16 protein-coding genes are annotated in these 18,279 nt (G+C 65.5%); 7 read left to right on the top strand and 9 right to left on the bottom strand.

Annotation, left to right across the window (positions count from 1 at the left end):
* Positions 1 to 42: 42 nt before the first annotated feature.
* On the bottom strand, positions 43 to 2,679 hold the full coding sequence (gyrA, locus tag GTZ97_RS02835) for a DNA gyrase subunit A (protein ID WP_161649006.1): 2,637 nt from the start codon (positions 2,677 to 2,679) through the stop codon (positions 43 to 45).
* A 250-nt stretch (positions 2,680 to 2,929) separates the two neighbouring features.
* Between gyrA and ompA the strand changes: the two genes are divergently transcribed.
* Positions 2,930 to 3,574 (top strand): outer membrane protein OmpA, encoded by a 645-nt coding sequence (ompA, locus tag GTZ97_RS02840; protein ID WP_161649007.1) that lies wholly within the window; start codon positions 2,930 to 2,932, stop codon positions 3,572 to 3,574.
* Between the two features lie 153 nt (positions 3,575 to 3,727).
* On the opposite strand, the gene GTZ97_RS02845 is transcribed toward ompA, so the two are convergent.
* Together GTZ97_RS02845 and GTZ97_RS02850 are read right to left on the bottom strand one after the other, a co-directional pair.
* On the bottom strand, positions 3,728 to 5,338 hold the full coding sequence (locus tag GTZ97_RS02845; RefSeq protein WP_161649008.1) for a GMC family oxidoreductase: 1,611 nt from the start codon (positions 5,336 to 5,338) through the stop codon (positions 3,728 to 3,730).
* Positions 5,335 to 5,871 (bottom strand): hypothetical protein, encoded by a 537-nt coding sequence (locus GTZ97_RS02850; RefSeq protein ID WP_161649009.1) that lies wholly within the window; start codon positions 5,869 to 5,871, stop codon positions 5,335 to 5,337. Before GTZ97_RS02850 ends, GTZ97_RS02845 begins: the two co-directional genes overlap by 4 nt.
* 294 nt (positions 5,872 to 6,165) lie before the next feature.
* Here GTZ97_RS02850 and GTZ97_RS02855 point away from each other — a divergent pair, with 294 nt between their 5' ends.
* On the top strand, positions 6,166 to 7,866 hold the full coding sequence (locus GTZ97_RS02855; protein WP_161649010.1) for a long-chain-fatty-acid--CoA ligase: 1,701 nt from the start codon (positions 6,166 to 6,168) through the stop codon (positions 7,864 to 7,866).
* A 180-nt stretch (positions 7,867 to 8,046) separates the two neighbouring features.
* On the opposite strand, the gene hemW is transcribed toward GTZ97_RS02855, so the two are convergent.
* From hemW to GTZ97_RS02880, 5 genes are all read right to left on the bottom strand, one after another.
* On the bottom strand, positions 8,047 to 9,267 hold the full coding sequence (gene hemW / locus GTZ97_RS02860; RefSeq protein WP_161649011.1) for a radical SAM family heme chaperone HemW: 1,221 nt from the start codon (positions 9,265 to 9,267) through the stop codon (positions 8,047 to 8,049).
* Positions 9,264 to 9,932: an RdgB/HAM1 family non-canonical purine NTP pyrophosphatase gene (rdgB, locus tag GTZ97_RS02865; protein WP_161649012.1), complete on the bottom strand. Its 669-nt coding sequence runs from the start codon at positions 9,930 to 9,932 to the stop codon at positions 9,264 to 9,266. Before rdgB ends, hemW begins: the two co-directional genes overlap by 4 nt.
* A 10-nt stretch (positions 9,933 to 9,942) precedes the next feature.
* Positions 9,943 to 10,683 (bottom strand): ribonuclease PH, encoded by a 741-nt coding sequence (gene rph / locus GTZ97_RS02870; protein WP_161649013.1) that lies wholly within the window; start codon positions 10,681 to 10,683, stop codon positions 9,943 to 9,945.
* A gap of 74 nt (positions 10,684 to 10,757) precedes the next feature.
* The gene (locus tag GTZ97_RS02875; RefSeq protein ID WP_161649014.1) at positions 10,758 to 11,693 is read right to left on the bottom strand and encodes a PP2C family protein-serine/threonine phosphatase; all 936 of its coding nucleotides are present in this window, start codon (positions 11,691 to 11,693) and stop codon (positions 10,758 to 10,760) included.
* Positions 11,694 to 11,700: 7 nt separating this feature from the next.
* The gene (locus GTZ97_RS02880; RefSeq protein WP_161649015.1) at positions 11,701 to 12,669 is read right to left on the bottom strand and encodes a serine/threonine protein kinase; all 969 of its coding nucleotides are present in this window, start codon (positions 12,667 to 12,669) and stop codon (positions 11,701 to 11,703) included.
* Between the two features lie 29 nt (positions 12,670 to 12,698).
* Here GTZ97_RS02880 and GTZ97_RS02885 point away from each other — a divergent pair, with 29 nt between their 5' ends.
* The 4 genes from GTZ97_RS02885 to GTZ97_RS02900 all read left to right on the top strand — a co-directional run bounded on the left by GTZ97_RS02885 (position 12,699) and on the right by GTZ97_RS02900 (position 16,889).
* The gene (locus tag GTZ97_RS02885; RefSeq protein ID WP_161649016.1) at positions 12,699 to 13,637 is read left to right on the top strand and encodes a YicC/YloC family endoribonuclease; all 939 of its coding nucleotides are present in this window, start codon (positions 12,699 to 12,701) and stop codon (positions 13,635 to 13,637) included.
* Between the two features lie 44 nt (positions 13,638 to 13,681).
* Positions 13,682 to 14,302, top strand: a complete 621-nt coding sequence (gene gmk, locus GTZ97_RS02890; protein ID WP_161649174.1) for a guanylate kinase — start codon at positions 13,682 to 13,684, stop codon at positions 14,300 to 14,302.
* A 30-nt stretch (positions 14,303 to 14,332) separates the two neighbouring features.
* Positions 14,333 to 14,536, top strand: a complete 204-nt coding sequence (gene rpoZ, locus GTZ97_RS02895) for a DNA-directed RNA polymerase subunit omega (protein WP_161649017.1) — start codon at positions 14,333 to 14,335, stop codon at positions 14,534 to 14,536.
* A 151-nt stretch (positions 14,537 to 14,687) separates the two neighbouring features.
* Positions 14,688 to 16,889, top strand: coding sequence for a RelA/SpoT family protein (locus tag GTZ97_RS02900; RefSeq protein ID WP_161649018.1), 2,202 nt, complete (start codon positions 14,688 to 14,690; stop codon positions 16,887 to 16,889).
* A gap of 2 nt (positions 16,890 to 16,891) precedes the next feature.
* Here GTZ97_RS02900 and greB read toward each other — a convergent pair whose 3' ends face one another.
* Positions 16,892 to 17,455, bottom strand: coding sequence for a transcription elongation factor GreB (gene greB, locus GTZ97_RS02905; RefSeq protein ID WP_161649019.1), 564 nt, complete (start codon positions 17,453 to 17,455; stop codon positions 16,892 to 16,894).
* Between the two features lie 210 nt (positions 17,456 to 17,665).
* Here greB and GTZ97_RS02910 point away from each other — a divergent pair, with 210 nt between their 5' ends.
* Positions 17,666 to 18,268, top strand: a complete 603-nt coding sequence (locus tag GTZ97_RS02910) for a helix-turn-helix domain-containing protein (protein ID WP_161649020.1) — start codon at positions 17,666 to 17,668, stop codon at positions 18,266 to 18,268.
* Positions 18,269 to 18,279: the final 11 nt, after the last annotated feature.

Raw genomic sequence — 18,279 nt, forward strand, 5'->3', positions numbered from 1 at the left:
GGCAGGCCCAAAACGGGCCCCGTGGCAGTTCGTGTCCGAAGCTCAGGAATCGGTTCCACTGCCCGGTGCAGTGTCTTCGATGTCGGCCCCGTCATCCTCGCCTGACGGATTGGCGTCGTTCTCGGCAATGCGCTGCAGGCCGATCAGCTTGGCGCCTTCGTCGAGCGCAATCAGTGTCACGCCCTGCGTGGCGCGGCCCAGCTCGCGGATCTCGGCCACCCGGGTGCGCACGACCACACCCTTGTCGGTGATGAGCATGATTTCGTCTTCGGCGCGGACCAGGGTGGCGGCGACCACCTTGCCGTTGCGCTCGGACTGCTGGATCGCAATCATGCCCTTGGTGCCGCGGCCGTGGCGGGTGTACTCGACGATGCTGGTGCGCTTGCCGTAGCCGTTCTCGGTGGCGGTCAGCACGCTTTGCGTTTCGTCTTCCGCGACGAGCATCGCGATCACGGACTGACCTTCTTCCAGCGTCATGCCGCGCACGCCCCGCGCCGAGCGACCCATCGGGCGCACATCGTCTTCGTCGAAGCGCACGGCCTTGCCGCCATCGCTGAACAGCATCACGTCGTGCTTGCCGTCGGTCAGCGCCGCGCCCACGAGTACGTCGCCCTCATCGAGGCCCACGGCAATGATGCCGGCCTTGCGCGGGTTGCTGAAGTCCGTCAGCGGGGTCTTCTTGACTGTGCCCATGCGTGTGGCCATGAAGACATAGTGGTCTTCAGGGAAGCTGCGGAACTCGCCGGTCAGCGGCAGCACCACGTTGATCTTCTCTTCCGGCTCGAGCGGGAACATGTTGACGATGGGTTTGCCGCGCGAGTTACGCGAGCCCTGCGGCACTTCCCATACCTTCAGCCAGTACACGCGACCCCGGTTGCTGAAGCACAGGATGTAGTCGTGGGTGTTGGCGATGAAGAGCTGGTCGATCCAGTCGTCTTCCTTGGTGGCTGCAGCTTGCTTGCCGCGCCCACCGCGCTTCTGGGCGCGGTACTCGCTCAGCGGCTGGCTCTTGATGTAGCCGGTGTGCGAGAGCGTCACCACCATGTCGGTCGGCGTGATCAGGTCCTCGGTGCCGAGTTCCTGCGCGTTGTGCTCAATGGTCGAGCGGCGCGCGCCGAGCTTGGTCTGACCGAATTCGGTGCGGATGGCGACGAGCTCGTCGCTGATGATGCTTGAGACGCGCTCGGGCTTGGCCAGGATGTCCAGCAGATCGGCGATCTGGGCCATCACGTCCCTGTACTCGCCAATGATCTTGTCCTGCTCCAGGCCCGTGAGGCGTTGCAGGCGCATCTGCAGGATCTCGCCAGCCTGCTCTTCGCTCAGGCGATAGAGGCCGTCAGCCTGCATGCCGTAGCTGGGCGCGAGGCTCTCCGGCCGGTACAGCTTGGGATCGCCCTCGACGCGCGAGAGCATTTCGCGCACCAGCGACGAGTCCCAGCTCTTGCTCATCAGGGCCTGCTTGGCCACCGGCGGCGTGGGCGAGGTCTTGATGGTTTCGATGAACTCATCGATGTTGGCCAGGGCCACAGCCAGGCCTTCGAGCACGTGACCACGCTCGCGTGCCTTGCGCAGCTCGTACACCGTGCGGCGGGTCACCACCTCGCGACGGTGCTCCAGGAACACCGTGACCAGATCCTTCAGGTTGCACAGCTTGGGCTGCCCGTCGATCAGGGCCACCATGTTGATGCCGAAGGTGTCCTGCAGCTGGGTCTGCTTGTACAGGTTGTTGAGCACCACCTCGGGTACTTCGCCGCGCTTGAGCTCGATCACCACCCGCATGCCGGACTTGTCTGACTCGTCCTGGATGTGGCTGATGCCTTCGATCTTCTTCTCGTTGACCAGCTCGGCGATGCGCTCGAGCAGGTTCTTCTTGTTTACCTGGTAGGGGATCTCGTCGACGATGATCGCCTGGCGGTCGCCCTTGCCGATGTCCTCGAAGTGCACGCGGGCGCGCATGACCACGCGGCCCCGGCCGGTGCGGTAGCCCTCGCGCACGCCCGACAGGCCGTAGATGATGCCGGCCGTGGGGAAGTCGGGTGCGGGGATGATCTCCATGAGCTCATCGACGCTGCACTCAGGGTTCTTCAGGGCGTGCAGGCAGGCGTCCACCACCTCGTTGAGGTTGTGCGGCGGGATGTTGGTGGCCATGCCCACCGCGATGCCGGCCGAGCCGTTGACCAGCAGGTTGGGCAGCCGCGTGGGCAGCACCAGGGGCTCCTTCTCGGAGCCGTCGTAGTTGGGGCCGAAGTCGACGGTTTCCTTGTCGATGTCGGCCAGCATCTCGTGCGCGATCTTGGCCAGGCGGATTTCGGTGTACCGCATGGCGGCGGCGTTGTCGCCATCGACCGAGCCGAAGTTGCCCTGGCCGTCGACCAGCATGTGGCGCAGCGAAAAATCTTGCGCCATCCGCACGATGGTGTCGTAGACCGCCGAGTCGCCGTGCGGGTGGTACTTACCGATGACGTCGCCGACGATACGGGCCGACTTCTTGTACGGCCGGTTCCAGTCGTTGTTGAGCTCGTGCATCGCGTACAAGACGCGCCGGTGCACGGGCTTCAGGCCATCACGGGCATCGGGCAGAGCCCGACCCACGATCACGCTCATCGCGTAATCGAGGTAAGAACGCCGCATCTCCTCCTCAAGGCTGATGGGCAGGGTTTCCTTGGCGAATTGCGTCATGCTCTGTGTGGCGGTGAAACCAGACCAAAGGCAGATTGTAATTGGCGCCTTCCTGTCGCCCTTGCGCAACAAGAAGTCGCGGCGCCCAAGCAGGGGGCGTGTCTTCCTTGAGCATTGAGGTGGCTATGGCACAATGTTTCACGTCCCTTGCCCTAGGGGGAACCCTTGACTGGAACCCCCGATGCGCGTCCTGCCCGTGCTGGGCTGCTTCGCAGCATGGCTGCTGCGTCTTACACATGTGAGGATCTAGATGAACAAACTGAATAAAGTGGCCGCCCTGTTCGCCTCCGTTGCCATGATGGGCGGCGCCGTTGCGCAAAACGTCGACAACTGGCGTGGTACGGACGGCACCGTGTGGAAGAACGGCACCAACGAATACTGCTGGCGCAGCAACTTCTTCACGCCTGAAACTGGCGTGCAAGGCTGCGACGGCGTGCCTGCTCCGAAGGCTGCCGTGCCTGCTCCGCAACCGGCTGCCCCCGCGCCTGCTCCGGCCCCGGCTCCTACCCCGGCTCCTGCTCCTGCAGCGCCCACCACTGAAAAGGTGAGCTTCGCTGCTGACGCGTTCTTCGATTTCGACAAGGCCGTGCTGAAGGCCGAAGGCAAGGCCAAGCTGGACGACCTGGCTGATAAGGTGCAGGGCCTGACCCTGGAGGTCATCATTGCCGTGGGCCACACCGACTCCGTCGGCAGCGACGCCTACAACCAGAAGCTGTCGGTGCGCCGCGCCGAGGCCGTCAAGTCCTACCTGGTGAGCAAGGGCATCGACGCAGCCCGCGTGTACACCGAAGGCAAGGGCGAGAAGCAGCCTGTGGCTGACAACGCCACCGCCGCTGGCCGCGCGCAGAACCGCCGCGTGGAAATCGAAGTCGTCGGTACCCGCACCGTCAACTGATCGAAAGAGCAGCCTCGGCTGCTCCTTGCTGGTCCCCGGTGATCAGCTGAACAAAAAGCCCCCCGCGTAAGCGGGGGGCTTTTTGTTTTGCCCGTGCATATGGGCCCGTGTTCCGTGACGGCTCGGGCGCGTGTCAGGCGCCCGTCTTCGGCCTCAGGCCAGTGCCACCGTCTTGCCGCTGAGACGCTTGGCCAGCTGGGTCGCCATGCGGTTGATCACCCCGTAAATGGACAGCTGCGGGTTGGCGCCGATGCTGGTCGGGAAGACCGAGCCATCATGAACCGACAGGTTTTCCACTTGCCAGTGCACGCCGTCCGGGCGCACCACGCCGAGTTTCTCGCTGCCGCCCATGCGGCAGCCGCCCATCACGTGTGCACTGCCGGCGCCCACCAGATAGTTCTTCATCTCGAGCTTGTTGATGGCATCCTTGGCCTCGGCCCAGCTGGCATACGGCCGGCCCTGCTCATGCCATGGCGTGACAGTGCGCGCGCCGGCAGCGAACTGCACCTCGGCCATCGTGAGGTAGGCGCGACGGAATCCGTCGAAGACGTAGTCGCTGATCGGGTAATGCAGCAAGGGCGACCCATCGGTGTTGAGCATGACAGTGCCTCCGACCGATTCCGGATGGAATCCATCGCGCAGCAGCGCCAGCATCATTTGCGTGTTGGGGTATTGCGCGAGTCGGTCAGCCAGTGTCTGACCGTAGCCACCCAGCAGGATCGATGCGAGGCCCGGGTGCAGGGGCGTCGCTTCCAGCTTGTAGCCCATGGGGCCGTCCAGCGGGCTGTGATCGATGAAGTGATCCGAGTAGATCGTCTGCGGGGCGCCGGTCCACCCTTCGATCCGCTCGGCGAAGACGCCGGCCGAGAAGGCCACGGGGTGGAGGAAGGTGCGCGTGCCCAGCAGCCCGTGCGGGTCCGGCGCCTTCGAGCGCTTGAGCAGGGCAGGTGAGTTGATGGCACCCCCTGCGACGACGTAGTGACGGGCTTTGACGCGCATGACCGCGTCGCTGGCCACTCTGCCGTTGATCTGGATGGGCACGCACAGCAGCGACTGAACTTGGCCCTTATCGATGACGAACTCCCGCGCGCGAGTCTGGTGGAACAGGCGCGCGCCGGCTTCCAGCGCGGAAGGAAGGGTGGTCACAAGCATGGACTGCTTGGCATTGGTCGGGCAGCCCATGCCGCACGAGCCGATGTTCCAGCAGCCCTTGACGTTGCGCGGGATCACTTCGGCAGAGATGCCGATCTTGTGAGCGCCCGTGCGCAGGAGTTCGTTGTTCGGGTTCGGCGGGGCTTGCCATTTCTCGATGCCGAGCCGGCGCTCGGCCTGCTCGAACCAGGGGTCAAGGGCATCGCGGCTGAAGTCCTGCAAGCCGAACTGCTCCTGCCAGTGTTGCAGGGTGGCGCGCGGCGTGCGGAACGAGCTGGTCCAGTTGATGACCGTCGTGCCGCCGACGCAGCGGCCTTGCAGGATGGTCATGGCGCCATCCATCGTGCGGCGTCCGGCGCCATCCTGATACAGCTCGGCGTAGGCCTGCGATTCGCGTTGCTTGAAGTCGCTGCTGCTGCGCAGCGGGCCTTCTTCGACGATGACGACGTCCAGACCTGCCTTGGTCAGCAACTCTGCGGTGATGCCGGCGCCCGCTCCACTGCCGATGATCGCGACATCGCAGGTGACCTCTGGCGGCAGGCCCTGCTCGCCGTTGACGGCCTTCCAGCCCCGCGCCAGGCCTTCGCGGATGGGATCGGGGAGCATGCTCATATGTTCATCGGGCCGGGGTAGCCGGTCAGTGTCCAGTTGTCGGGTTGGGTGAAGAAGGCCATGCAGGTGATGCTGCGCATGACCTGATAGGTCAGGCGGTGGCTACCGAGGTCGTGCAGGCGCATGCGCTCCAGCGCCTGGGCGATTTGCTCGTCGCTGGCGTCACGCCAGTTGCCGTTCACGCCAGTCAGCAGGTAGCGCGTGGGCCGGTTGCCCAGCAGCCCGAGCAGCGCGTTGACCTGCAGCAGCAGGGCTGGCGGCAGGCCGTTGAGGAAGGTTTCAAGCCGCTCCAGGTGCAGGTTCAGCATCTGTTCGCGTTGCGCGCCGTCGCTGGGCAACACCCCGCCCAGAAAGCCTCTCGACAGGCCGTGAAACACGTCCTTGCCGGCTTCCGTCAGGTGGCCCTCGCTGATGCCGCGGCTCCAGTAGACAAGGCCGCCAAGCCCGGCGCCCACGGCGCCGATGGCCAGCACGGTCTTCATGAACCAGCGGCGTTTGGGGGTCAGCGGATGGTTGATTGCAGGATCTGCCATGGTGTGTAGGGACGTTCCGCAGCGTTGAGGCAGCGGGAAACATCGGGTGTCACATGCGTACGCTGCATTGTGCCGCCACCCCGCTGCCACCACGCCGCTGACACGCCGGTGTCACATTCCGTGACAGGGTATTCGGCGTTTTACACGGCATTTCTGGCGTCGATCGACGCAGGGAATACCCTTGGTCACGACTGTTGCAGAATTCGTGCAGAGAACTGACGTGGTTTCTCCCATTTCGCGCGGGCCGGACAGACCGGGCCCGTCTGCCTTTGACGTCTCACAAGAGGATCAACAATGACCACTTCCAAGCCCTGGCTGGCGAATTACGAACCTGGTGTCCCGTCCGAGATCAACCCCGGGGAGTACAACTCGCTCGTCGAGTTGCTGGAGCAGGCCTTCAAGCAGCATGCCAAACGCGACATGGCCGCCTTCATGGGCGTGCACTGGAAGTTCGAACAGGTCGATGAGCTGTCGCGCAACCTCGCAGGCTATCTGCAGTCGCTGGGCCTGGCCAAAGGCGCGCGCGTGGCCCTGATGATGCCCAACGTGCCGCAGTACGTGGTTGCCATTGCCGCCGTGCTCCGCGCGGGCTATGTGGTCGTCAACGTCAATCCGTTGTACACGCCGCGCGAACTGGAGCACCAGCTGAAGGATGCCGGTGCCGAGGCCATCGTGATCCTCGAGAACTTCGCGACCACATTGCAGGAGGTGGTGGCGCGCACGCCGGTCAAGAACATCATCGTGGCAGCAATGGGTGACATGCTGCCCTTCATCAAGGGCGCGCTGGTCAACTTCGTGGTGCGCAACGTCAAGAAGATGGTGCCTGCGTTCTCGCTGCCCAACACCGACAAGTGCCGCACGGTCACCTTCAAGGATGCCGTGTCCAAGGGCGCATCGGCCAAGTACAGCCGCCCCGCGCTGAAAGCCGATGATGTCGCCTTCCTGCAGTACACCGGCGGCACCACCGGCGTGTCGAAGGGCGCCACGCTGTTGCATCGCAATGTGGTGGCCAACATCCTGCAGAACGAAGCCTGGTTCAAGCCGCAGCTCAGCAAGCTGGGCACCCAGCCGCTGGTGGCCGTGTGCGCCTTGCCGCTGTATCACATCTTCGCACTGACGGTGAACTACTTCATGGGCGCGCGTATGGGCTCGATGAACATCCTCATTCCCAACCCGCGTGACCTGCCGGCCGTGATCAAGACGCTGAGCGCGTACAAGATCAACCAGTTCCCCGCGGTGAACACGCTGTTCAACGCACTGGCCAACCACCCGGACTTTGCCAAGCTCGATTTCTCGGGTCTGAAGGTGTCGATGGGTGGTGGCATGGCGGTGCAGCAGGCCACCGCCGAGAAGTGGATGAAGTTGACGGGCTGCCCGATCGTGGAAGGCTACGGTCTGTCCGAGACCTCGCCGGTGGCCACGGCCAACCGTCTGGACAACAAGGCGTTCAACGGCTCGATCGGCTATCCCGTGCCCTCCACCGAGGTGGCCATCCTGGACGATGATGGCAACCATCTGGAAATCGGTGCGGTGGGCGAAATCGCCATCCGTGGCCCGCAGGTGATGGCCGGCTACTGGAATCGCCCGGATGAGACGGCCAAGGTCATGACACCTGATGGCTTCTTCCGTACCGGTGACATCGGCGTGATGGACGCTTCTGGCCTGGTGAAGATCGTCGATCGCAAGAAGGACATGATTCTGGTGTCTGGCTTCAATGTGTACCCGAACGAGGTCGAGCAGGTCGTCAACCTGCACCCGGGCGTGCTGGAGTGCGCGGCCGTGGGTGTGCCCGACGAGAAGTCTGGCGAGGCGGTGAAGCTGTTCGTGGTGCGCAAGGACACGACGCTGACCGAGGCGCAACTCAAGGCCTATTGCCACGAGCAACTGACCGGCTACAAGTGCCCGAAGTACGTCGAGTTCCGCACCGATCTGCCCAAGACCAACGTGGGCAAGATCCTGCGCCGCGAACTGCGCGACGAGAAGAAGGCCGCCTGATCGATTCGGCGCAGACCGAGGAGACGAGAAGCCGCCGGCGCAAGCCGGCGGTTTTTTTTCGACCGTCGCCGCGCGGTGGCGCGTTTCTGGGTGTCCGCCAGCACCAGGCAGCAGGGGCCGAGACGGGGCATGCCGGGGCGAGACCCCGCGCGCATCGCCGCGCGCGCAGACAACCCGCGGTCAGCCCTGAAGAAACAGGCCCTGCAGGTCGCTGAGGAAGTCGAAGCCTTTGTCGGTGGGCCAGGCGCGTTGAAGGTCGCGCTGCAGCAGGCCTTTGGCCTCGGCTTCAGCCAGCGGCGTCTGAATGCTGGCTAGGCTCATGCCGGTGCGTTCGGCAAAGCGGGCCAGCTCGAAGCCGTCGCGCAGGCGCAGCGCGTTCATCATGAACTCGAAAGGGCGGTCCTTCAGCGCCACAGGCGTCTCGTTCGAGCAGGCCTGGCCTTGCTCGGCTTTGTCCATGTAGGTCGCGGGCTCGCGCCAGCGGGTCTGCCGCACGATGCGGTCCGGGAAGCTCAGCTTGCTGTGCGCCCCCGCGCCGATGCCCAGGTAGTCGCCGAACTGCCAGTAGTTGAGGTTGTGCAGGCAGCGGTGGCCGGTGCGGGCATAGGCTGACACCTCGTAGCGCTGCAGACCCGCTTGCGCCGTGTGGGCCACCAGCCAGTCGAGCATGTCGAAGGCCGTGTCGTCGTCGGGCAGGTCGGCTGGCGGCCGGTTGCCGAACACCGTGTTGGGCTCCATCGTCAGGTGATAGAGCGACAGGTGGGGCGGGTCGAAATGCAGCGCGGTGGCCAGGTCCTGCTGCAGGTCGTGCAGCGTCTGACCGGGCAGCGCGTACATCAGGTCGATGTTGAAGGTGTCGAAGCAGCGTGCCGCTTCTTCGATGGCGGTGCGGGCCTGGTCGCCACTGTGCACCCGGCCCAGCGTCTTCAGACGCGCATCGTCGAAAGTCTGCACGCCGATGGACAGACGGTTGACGCCGGCTTCGCGGAAGGCCCTGAAGCGGTCGCGCTCGAAGGTGCCGGGATTGGCTTCCAGCGTGATCTCGCAGTCGGGCTCGAGGGTGAGGCGGGCGCGCACGTCGGCCAGCAGCCGGTCGATGCCCTCGGGCGAGAACAGGCTGGGCGTGCCGCCGCCGAAGAAGATGGTGTGGACGCGGCGGCCCCAGATCTGGGGCAGGGCCGATTCCAGGTCGCGCACCAGCGCCTGCAGGTAGCGTTGTTCGGTGGCGGTGTCCAGCAGGGTGCGCCCGCCCTCGGTGGCGGTGTCGCCGGGCCCGGCGCGCCGCACCTCATGCGAGTTGAAGTCGCAGTACGGGCACTTGCGCAGACACCAGGGCAGGTGGATGTACAGCGACAGCGGCGGCAGCGCCTGCAGGCTGCCCGGACGGCTCAGCGTGATCATGCGCCTTGCCAGGGCCAGCGCGGGTCGGCTGCATCGAGCGGGCCCCACTGGGTGGCGATCAGTTCGCGCATGCGTGTGCAGGCCAGTGCGCGGTGGCTGATGGCGTTCTTGACCTCGGGCGGCAGCTCGGCGGCGCTGGCGCCATGGCTGTCGATCCACAGCAGCGGGTCGTACCCGAAGCCGTGCGCGCCGCGCGGCGCGTCCAGCAGGGTGCCTGCCCAGTGCCCGGTGGCGATCAGCGGCTCGGGGTCGTCTGCGTGGCGCACGGCCACGAGCAGGCAGGTGAAGTGGGCACGCCGGTCCGCCTGGTCGCGCATCTGGTCGAGCAGCCAAGCGTTGTTGGCCGCGTCGATCTGCTCGCGTGGCAGGCCTTCGGCGATGCGCCCTGCGTCGACGGCATAGCGTGCCGAGCGCACGCCGGGCGCGCCGCCGAGCGCGGCCACACACAGCCCCGAATCATCGGCAATCGCTGGGCCCTGGCCTTCGCGTGCGGCATGGCGTGCCTTGGCCAGCGCATTCTCGATGAAGGTGAGGTGGGGCTCTTCGGCCTCGGCGATGCCCAGGCTGCCTTGCGTGAGCAGTGAGACGCCCAGCGGGCTGAGCAAGGCCTGCAACTCGTGGAGCTTCTTGGCGTTGTTGGACGCCAGGATCAGCGGCTTGGCCATGGCGTGGTGCTCAGCCCTTGTTCAGTGGCAGGGCCAGCGCGGCGGCCTGGGCGGCGATCAGCTCGCGGATGCCTTTGTCGGCCAGGGCCAGCAGTTGGTCCATCTCGGTGCGCGTGAAGGCCACGCCCTCGGCCGTGCCCTGCACCTCGACGAAGTGGCCGGCGCCGGTCATGACGACGTTCATGTCGGTGTCGCAGGCCGAGTCTTCGATGTACTCCAGGTCGAGCAGCGGTGTGCCTTCGACGATGCCCACGCTGATGGCGGCCACCGGGTGGACGATGGGGCTGTCGGTGATCAGGCCCTTGGCCAGCAGGCCGTTGACCGCGTCGACAAGTGCGACATAGGCGCCGGTGATGGCCGCAGTGCGCGTGCCGCCATCGGCCTGGATGACGTCGCAGTCGATGACGATGGAGCGCTCACCAAGCTTGGCCAGGTCGACCACGGCGCGCAGGCTGCGGCCGATCAGGCGCTGGATCTCTTGCGTGCGGCCGCTTTGCTTGCCGCGTGCGGCCTCGCGGTCGCTGCGGGTGTGGGTGGAGCGGGGCAGCATGCCGTACTCGGCCGTGACCCAGCCTTCGCCGCTGCCGCGCTTGTGGGGCGGCACCTTTTCTTCGACCGAGGCGGTACACAGCACCTTGGTGTTGCCGAAGCAGATGAGCACCGAGCCTTCGGCGTGGATGGTGTAACCGCGGGTGATGGTCAGCGGGCGCAGGGCGTCGGCGGCGCGGCCGAGCGGGCGTGAGTAGGCCATGTCAGGCTCCTTGGGTCAAACAGGTGATCGACGCCGCGCGTTGCCGGCGGCGTCGTGTGGCCACAGCGGGCGCGTCAGTTCTTCTTGGCGGCGCTGGCCGAGCGGCGGATCGCTTCGTTGATCTCTCGGATCGACCGTTCGATCTCGGCCTCGTCCAGGTCGTCAGCATCGACATTGTCGCCGGGCGCACCGGTGTTGCCGACGCTGGCCTGGATGGTCGAGGCGAAAACCTCCTCGCCCAGGGTTTCGGTAAGGATGGAGGGTTGTTCGTCGTTGCCGGCGCCTTCCCACTCCATGGCCAGCACGGTGACGTTGTCGCACTTGGGACCACCGTTGCGCAAGGCCATCTCGACCAGTTCAGGTACGGCGTCCGAGATGGTGCGTGCAGCCAGGTTGCGGGTGATCTCTTCGTCGTCCACCGTGCCCCACAGGCCATCGGAGCACAGCAGGATGCGGTCGCCCTCTTGCAGCACGAGGGGGCCGGCGGTGTCGACCACGGGCTTGCCTGGGCTGCCCAGACAGGTGAAGAGCACGTTGCGGTTGTAGCGCTCATTGAGCGGCACGACGGTCGACAGCGTGGCCTGCAACTCCGAATAGGAGTGATCGCGCGTGCGGGCGATCAGTTTTTCGCCGCGCACGAAGTACAGCCGAGAGTCGCCGCAGTGGGCCCAGTAAGCCGTGTTGCCCTGCAGGATGCACGCGACGATGGTGGTGCGCGGCGTGTCCATCAGGCCTTTTTCGCCGGCGTAGCGCAGCAACTGGTGGTGGCCTGCCATCACAGCATCCTGAAGGAAGCGGATCGGGTCGGCCAGCTTGGGGCGGGCGTCGCGCTGGTAGAGCGCGGCCATGGTCTGCAATGCCAGTTGCGAGGCCATTTCGCCCTCGGGGTGGCCGCCCATGCCGTCGGCCAGGGCGAACAGGCCCGAATCCCGCGTGTAGCAGTAGCCCATGCGGTCTTCGTTCTTCTCGCGGCCGCCCTTGCGGCTGATCTGGTAGACGGAGAATCTCATGCCACCCTCAGGCCTTGGCCCCGGACTTGAAGTTTTCGATCTGCAGGCGCACCCGCTCACCCAGCGACAGCTTGGAGTAGCGGCGCTCGGTCTCGCGGGCCAACTCCTTCTGAAGCGCAAAGACGCTCTGCGGACGGGCCAGCGGGTCGAGCGACATGCACCACTCGGTGACCTCAAGCAGGTTGTCAGAGTAGACGTTGCGCAGTCGCGAGAGCGACAGGCTGAGCCGGTCTTTCTCGATGCGCTGCGGGGCATCGTTCGGCGGATAGCCCTGCATGCAGGCGTAGATGCAGGCGCCGATGGCGTAGATGTCCGTCCAGGGGCCGAGCGAGCCGTCGCGCCGGTACATCTCTGGCGCGGCAAAGCCGGGCGTGTACATCGGCCGGATGAAGTTGCCTTCCTTGCTCAGCACCTCGCGCGCCGCCCCGAAATCGAGCAGCACCGCCTTGTTGTCATTGGTGATGAAGATGTTGGCCGGCTTGATGTCCAAGTGCAGCATCTTGTGCTGGTGCACGATGCGCAGGCCGCGCAGGATCTCGTCGAAGAGGCTGCGGATGGTCGATTCGCGGAAGACCTTGTCGCGTTTAAGGTCGCGTGCGGTGACGATGAAGTCCTGCAGGGTATCCCCCTGGAGGTAGTTCATCACCATGTAGACGGTTTCGTTCTCGCGGAAGAAGTTGAGCACCGACACCACGCTGGGGTGGGCGATCTGCGCCAGCGAGCGACCTTCTTCGAAGAAGCTCTTGAGGCCCAGGCGGTAGAGCGGCTGCTTGTCGGGCTTGACCCGCGGAATCAACTCGCCAGGCGAGCGTTCGGCCAGCGAGGCGGGCAGGTATTCCTTGAGGGCCACCAGGCGCTTGTCAGGGTCTTCGGCCAGGTAGACCACCCCGAAACCGCCCGCGGCGAGTTTCTTGACCACCTGATAGCCGCCCACGACGGTGCCCGGAGGCAACGGGGCAGGTTTCGGCTTTGACATAATTGGATTTTGTCTGGTGTCAAGTAACCATGTCAGTCTACTCCATGACCGGCTTTGCCAGCGCGGTCGCGTCGGCTACCGACCACGTCGGTGAAAACACGGATCTGGCCGATCCGTCGACGGTGTCACGGCGCGCGGCCTCGGGGGGCGTGGGGGCGGAGTTGCGCTCGGTCAACAGCCGGTTTCTGGATCTGAGCTTCAAGTTGGCCGATGAGTTCCGCGGGCTGGAGCCCGCCTTGCGCGAGATGCTGACGGCCGCGTTCAAGCGCGGCAAGATCGAGTTCCGATTGCAGCCTCAGCGCGCGGCGGATGCCGGTTGGCCGCAGCCGCAACCGGATCAGCTGCACACGCTGGCCCGGCTGGAGGGCATGGTGCAGAACTGGTTGCCCAAGGCACCGCCGCTGTCGGTCAACGAGGTGCTGAACTGGTGCCGCGCTGCCGCGCCGTCGGTTCGCCTGGAGGAGGTGGCCATGGAAGCTGCCCGCCAGTGCGTCGAGGCGCTGAAGGAGGCCCGCGAGCGCGAAGGCGCGCGCTTGGTGGCGGTGTTGCAGGACAAGCTCAAGGGCCTGAAGGCGCTGGCCGAGCAGGCCCAGCCGCTGGTGCCTGCGGCTGTGCAACGCCAGCAGGAGCGCTTCGTGCAGAAGTACCAGGAGGCGCTGCAGGCGGTGGGCGGCACGGTCACGCCCGAGGCTGCCCAGGAGCGCGCGCTCAGCGAGGCGGCAGCTTACGCCCTGCGCATCGATGTGGACGAAGAGTTGCAGCGGCTGAAGGCCCATCTGGACGAGATCGGCCGGCTGCTCAAAAAGGGTGGCGAGGTGGGCAAGCGGCTCGACTTTCTCATTCAGGAGTTGCACCGCGAGGCCAACACGCTGGGCTCCAAGGCGGCCGCGCTGGAGCTCACCCAGATCTCGGTGGACATGAAGGTGCTGATCGAGCAAATGCGCGAGCAGGTTCAGAACCTCGAATGAGTGCCGATATGCCAACCCAAACCCTTTCCAACGAGGTGCCTGACATGGATTACCCCGGCAACTTGTTCGTCGTGTCGGCGCCCAGCGGCACGGGCAAATCCAGTCTGGTGAAGGCCTTGCTGGAACTCGATTCGCGCCTGCAGGTGAGCGTGTCGCACACCACGCGCGCGCCCCGGGGGCAGGAGCAGCATGGCCGCGAATACTGGTTCATCAGCAAGGAGGCCTTCCAGCAGATGGTGGCGCGCGGGGAGTTCTTCGAGCACGCCGAGGTGCACGGCAACTGCTACGGCACCTCGCGCCAGGCCATCGAGGAGCGCATCCAGCACGGCGAGGACGTGGTGCTGGAGATCGATTGGCAGGGCGCCCTGCAGATCAAGAAAATCTTCCCCAACGCGGTGCTGATCTTCATTCTGCCGCCCAGCTACGAGGAGCTGCTGCAGCGCCTGAACCGGCGCGGCGAGGACAGCCCCGAGGTGATCGAGATGCGCATGCGCAATGCCCGCATCGAGGTGGCGCAGGCGAAATTCTTCGATTTCGTGGTGGTCAACGCGCTGTTCGAGTCGGCCTTGTTCGATTTGAAGGCCATTGTTCATGCGCAGCGGTTAAAATACGCTGCTCAGCTTCGTCACAAGGGTGCGGTTTTCCGCGCGCTTGACCTGTGCTGAGCCTTTCCTGACACCTCCCGGAGCGTTTCCATGGCCCGTATCACCGTTGAAGACTGTCTGCAGAAGATCCCCAACCGCTTCCAGCTGGTCTTGTGCGCCACCTACCGTGCCCGCATGCTGAGCCAGGGCCACGCCCCGAAGATCGAATCGCGCAACAAGCCGGGCGTGACCGCCCTGCGTGAAATTGCCGCCGGTCAGGTCGGCACCGAGATGCTGCGCAAGGTTCCGACCTGAGCGCTGGCTGCCGCGCCTGGCCACAGCTGGGCGCCGACATGAAGAAGGCCCGTCCTGGACGGGCCTTTGCCGTTTGTTGCACAAGGTCTCACACTGGCCTCATATGGTCCTGTCGGGCGCAAGGGCGCCGGAACCGCGTTAAAGTTTCTCCATGACCCTGGCCACCGATGCTGCGGCAGCCTCTTTCGCCGCGCTGACCCACAAGCTGGATTACCTCGACGAGGCGGACATCCGCCGGGTGCGCGACGCCTACCGCTTCGCCGACGAGGCCCACCTGGGACAGTTTCGCGCCAGCGGTGAGCCCTACATCACCCATCCCATCGCGGTGGCTGGCCTGTGCGCCGACTGGAAGCTCGATGCCCAGGCGATCATGGCCGCGCTCATGCACGACGCCATGGAAGACTGCGGCGTCACCAAGATCGAGCTGATCGAGCGCTTCGGGGCCCCGACGGCCGAGCTGGTCGATGGCCTGACCAAGCTGGACAAGCTGCAGTTTTCGACGAAGGAAGAGTCGCAGGCGGAGTCCTTCCGCAAGATGCTGCTGGCGATGGCCCGCGATGTGCGCGTCATCCTCATCAAGCTGGCCGACCGGCTGCACAACATGCGCACGATGGACGCGATGGCCGGGCACAAGCGCGCCCGCATCGCGCGCGAGACGCTGGACATCTATGTGCCCATCGCGCACCGGCTGGGCCTGAACCAGACCTACCGCGAGCTGCAGGAGCTGTCCTTCCAGTACATCAAGCCCTGGCGCTATGGCGTGCTGGCCAAGGCGGTCAAGAAGACCCGCGGCAACCGGCGCGACCTGGTCGAGCGCATCCGCAAGGAAGTCGAAAGCGCGTTTGCGCATGCCGACATGCACGTCGAGGTCTACGGGCGCGAGAAGACCATCTTCTCCATCTACAACAAGATGGTCGAGAAGAACCTGAGCTTTGCGCAGGTCAGCGACATCTTCGGCTTTCGCATCGTCACGCGTGAGCTGCTGGATTGCTACCGGGCGCTGGGCGTGCTGCACCAGCTGTACAAGCCGCTGCCGGGCCGCTTCAAGGATTACATCGCCATCCCCAAGGCCAACGGTTATCAGTCGCTGCACACCACGCTGGTCAACCCGGTGGGCACGGCGGTGGAGTTCCAGATCCGCTCGCAGGCCATGCACGCGGTGGCCGAGAAGGGCATTGCGGCGCACTGGATGTACAAAGAGCACAGCGAGCCGGAAGACAGTAGCCCACAACAGGCCGCCGTGTGGCTGCAGTCGCTGATCGACATCCAGCACGAAACCCGAGATTCGGCCGAGTTCCTGGAGCACCTGAAGATCGACCTCTTCCCCGAGTCGGTCTATGTGCTGACGCCGAAGTCGCGCATCGTGGCCCTGCCCAAGGGCGCCACGCCGGTGGATTTCGCCTACGCCATCCACTCGGGTGTGGGCGACCGCTGCGTGTCGGCCAAGGTCAATGGCGAGCCGGTGCCGCTGCGCACCGAACTGCGCAGCGGCGACGTGATCGAGATCGTCACCGCGCCGGGCGCTCGCCCGAACCCGGGTTGGCTGAACTTCGTGCGCACGGGGCGCGCGCGCTCCAAGATTCGCCACTACCTCAAGAACATGGAGGCAGAAGAGTCGCTGTCGCTGGGCCGCAAGCTCTTGAGCCAGGCCTTGCGCGCCGAGGGCCTGACATTGCCTGCCGGCGACGAGCAGAGCACGGGTCGCGAAGGCGAGCTGTGGCAGGCGCTGACGCGCTGGGGCGGCAACCGCACGGTGGACGAGTTGCTGGTCGACATCGGCCTGGGCCGCAAGATCGCGACCATGGTGGCCAAGCGGCTGGCGCAGTTCATGGCGGAATCCGGCGAGCGCCCGGACGCGCTCACCTTGAGCCTGGGGCGCTTCTCGGACGAGGCGCCCACGCAGGGCGCGGTGGTACTCGATGGCAGCGAGGGCGCCACAGTGCAGCTTGCACCCTGCTGCACGCCGGTTCCGGGCGATGCGATTGCCGGCTATCTGGGGCGCGGTGAGGGTCTGGTTGTGCACCGCCACACCTGTGGCGTGGGGCAGCGTTTGTTCGAGCGCGACCGCGACCGCTGGATCGATGTCAGCTGGTCCGAAGAGCCAACTCGCCTGTTCGAGACGGTGCTGCGCGTCATGGTCACCAATGGCAAGGGCGTGCTGGCGCAGGTGGCCTCTGCCGTCAGCCGCGCCGAGACCGACATCACCCACATCGAGATGGGCAATGAGCGCCTGGGCGAGACGGCCGAGCTGCGCCTGACCGTGTCGGTCCGCGACCGTGTGCACCTGGCCGATGTGATGCGTACGCTCAAGCGCTGTCCGTCGGTGCTGCGCGTCGAGCGGCTCTGCGCCTGAACTCAGTGCCCCACCGGCGGGGGCGGGTAGCGCACGGCCAGGATCTCCAGCCGCTCCAGACCCCCGGGGGTCATCAGCGCCACCTCGTCGCCCTCGCGAGCCCGCAGCAGGGCGCGCGCGATCGGTGACACCCAGCTCACCTCGCCTCGCAGGTTGTCGACCTCGTCGATGCCTTTGATCGTGATGGTGCGCTGTTCGCCTGCCTGGTTCTCGTAGGTCACCGTGGCGCCAAAGAACACCTGGTCGTTGCCGTGGTGCACGCTCGGGTCCACCACCTCGGCGATGTCCAGCCGCCGGGTGAGGTAGCGGATACGCCGGTCGATCTCGCGCAGGCGCTTCTTGCCATAAAGGTAATCGCCATTCTCGGAGCGGTCGCCGTTGGACGCGGCCCAGCTGACGATGTCGACCACCTTGGGGCGCTCCACGTCGATGAGGTTGAGCAGTTCGGCCCGCATGCGCTGGTAGCCGTCGGGCGTCATGTAGTTCTTGCCGCCGGCTGGCAGTGCGGGCAGGGCGACGTCTTCGTCGTCATCGGCCTCGGTTTCCTTGGTGAACGCTTTGCTCATGCGGGCGATTGTGCCCAAAACGCTCGCGCACTGGCAAAGCGCCACTTGTTCACGGCTTGCGCGCTTTTGTCATTTTTCGCGCGTTTCCGGGCCGCCGCACATCTCGCAAAAATGAAATACCTGCCGATATCCCACATGAGCCAGTCCACCTGGCATGCATTGGAGGTATGAACGATGTCACGTGTGATTCCGCTCGGTCCGGGCTCCCGCATGCTGACCACCCGTGAGGCCGCTCAGCGGCTGGGGGTGTCCCTGCGCACGGTGCAGTTGTGGGTGGAGGCCGACATCCTGCCTGCTGCCCGCACCCCGGGTGGCCATCGGCGTATCCCCTACAACGCGGTCGAGGCACTGGCCCTGAGTACCGGCCTGGGTGGTGATCCCAGCACGATGCGTGGCCGCCGCGACGGGGAAATGGCAGCACGCAGCCGCCCCATGGATGTGCTCATCGTCGCAGATGACCCGCAGTGGCAGGCGCAGTGTGACCAGGCGCTGGCGCCGTTCGGCTCGGCCGTGACCCTGCGTTATGCCGAGACCGGCTACCTGGCACTGCTACAGATCGGCCAGAAGGTGCCGGATCTGCTGATCACACACCTGGAGCTGCCGGGCATGGATGGCATGGCGATGCTGCACACGCTGGAGCGGGCCGAGTCGATTTCGGGCCTGCGGGTGCTGGTCATGACACCGCTGGACGACCATGAGCTGGCCCGTCGTGGCGGGCTGCCGCCTTCGGTCGAACGCATGCCATGGCCAGCCTCGGCCGAGGCCGTGGCGGTCCGCGTGGGCCGATGGTTACTGGGGCAACGGGTGTCCTGAGCCACCCGACA

Source organism: Aquabacterium fontiphilum (genome assembly GCF_009909205.1).
GTDB lineage: Bacteria > Pseudomonadota > Gammaproteobacteria > Burkholderiales > Burkholderiaceae_C > Aquabacterium > Aquabacterium fontiphilum.

Excerpts from the sequence above, each read along its gene's own strand:
- gyrA (WP_161649006.1), bottom strand. The coding sequence starts at position 2,679 with ATGACGCAATTCGCCAAGGAAACCCTGCCCATCAGCCTTGAGGAGGAG.
- ompA (WP_161649007.1), top strand. The coding sequence starts at position 2,930 with ATGAACAAACTGAATAAAGTGGCCGCCCTGTTCGCCTCCGTTGCCATG.
- GTZ97_RS02845 (WP_161649008.1), bottom strand. The coding sequence starts at position 5,338 with ATGAGCATGCTCCCCGATCCCATCCGCGAAGGCCTGGCGCGGGGCTGG.
- GTZ97_RS02850 (WP_161649009.1), bottom strand. The coding sequence starts at position 5,871 with ATGGCAGATCCTGCAATCAACCATCCGCTGACCCCCAAACGCCGCTGG.
- GTZ97_RS02855 (WP_161649010.1), top strand. The coding sequence starts at position 6,166 with ATGACCACTTCCAAGCCCTGGCTGGCGAATTACGAACCTGGTGTCCCG.
- hemW (WP_161649011.1), bottom strand. The coding sequence starts at position 9,267 with ATGATCACGCTGAGCCGTCCGGGCAGCCTGCAGGCGCTGCCGCCGCTG.
- rdgB (WP_161649012.1), bottom strand. The coding sequence starts at position 9,932 with ATGGCCAAGCCGCTGATCCTGGCGTCCAACAACGCCAAGAAGCTCCAC.
- rph (WP_161649013.1), bottom strand. The coding sequence starts at position 10,683 with ATGGCCTACTCACGCCCGCTCGGCCGCGCCGCCGACGCCCTGCGCCCG.
- GTZ97_RS02875 (WP_161649014.1), bottom strand. The coding sequence starts at position 11,693 with ATGAGATTCTCCGTCTACCAGATCAGCCGCAAGGGCGGCCGCGAGAAG.
- GTZ97_RS02880 (WP_161649015.1), bottom strand. The coding sequence starts at position 12,669 with ATGTCAAAGCCGAAACCTGCCCCGTTGCCTCCGGGCACCGTCGTGGGC.
- GTZ97_RS02885 (WP_161649016.1), top strand. The coding sequence starts at position 12,699 with ATGTCAGTCTACTCCATGACCGGCTTTGCCAGCGCGGTCGCGTCGGCT.
- gmk (WP_161649174.1), top strand. The coding sequence starts at position 13,682 with ATGGATTACCCCGGCAACTTGTTCGTCGTGTCGGCGCCCAGCGGCACG.
- rpoZ (WP_161649017.1), top strand. The coding sequence starts at position 14,333 with ATGGCCCGTATCACCGTTGAAGACTGTCTGCAGAAGATCCCCAACCGC.
- GTZ97_RS02900 (WP_161649018.1), top strand. The coding sequence starts at position 14,688 with ATGACCCTGGCCACCGATGCTGCGGCAGCCTCTTTCGCCGCGCTGACC.
- greB (WP_161649019.1), bottom strand. The coding sequence starts at position 17,455 with ATGAGCAAAGCGTTCACCAAGGAAACCGAGGCCGATGACGACGAAGAC.
- GTZ97_RS02910 (WP_161649020.1), top strand. The coding sequence starts at position 17,666 with ATGCTGACCACCCGTGAGGCCGCTCAGCGGCTGGGGGTGTCCCTGCGC.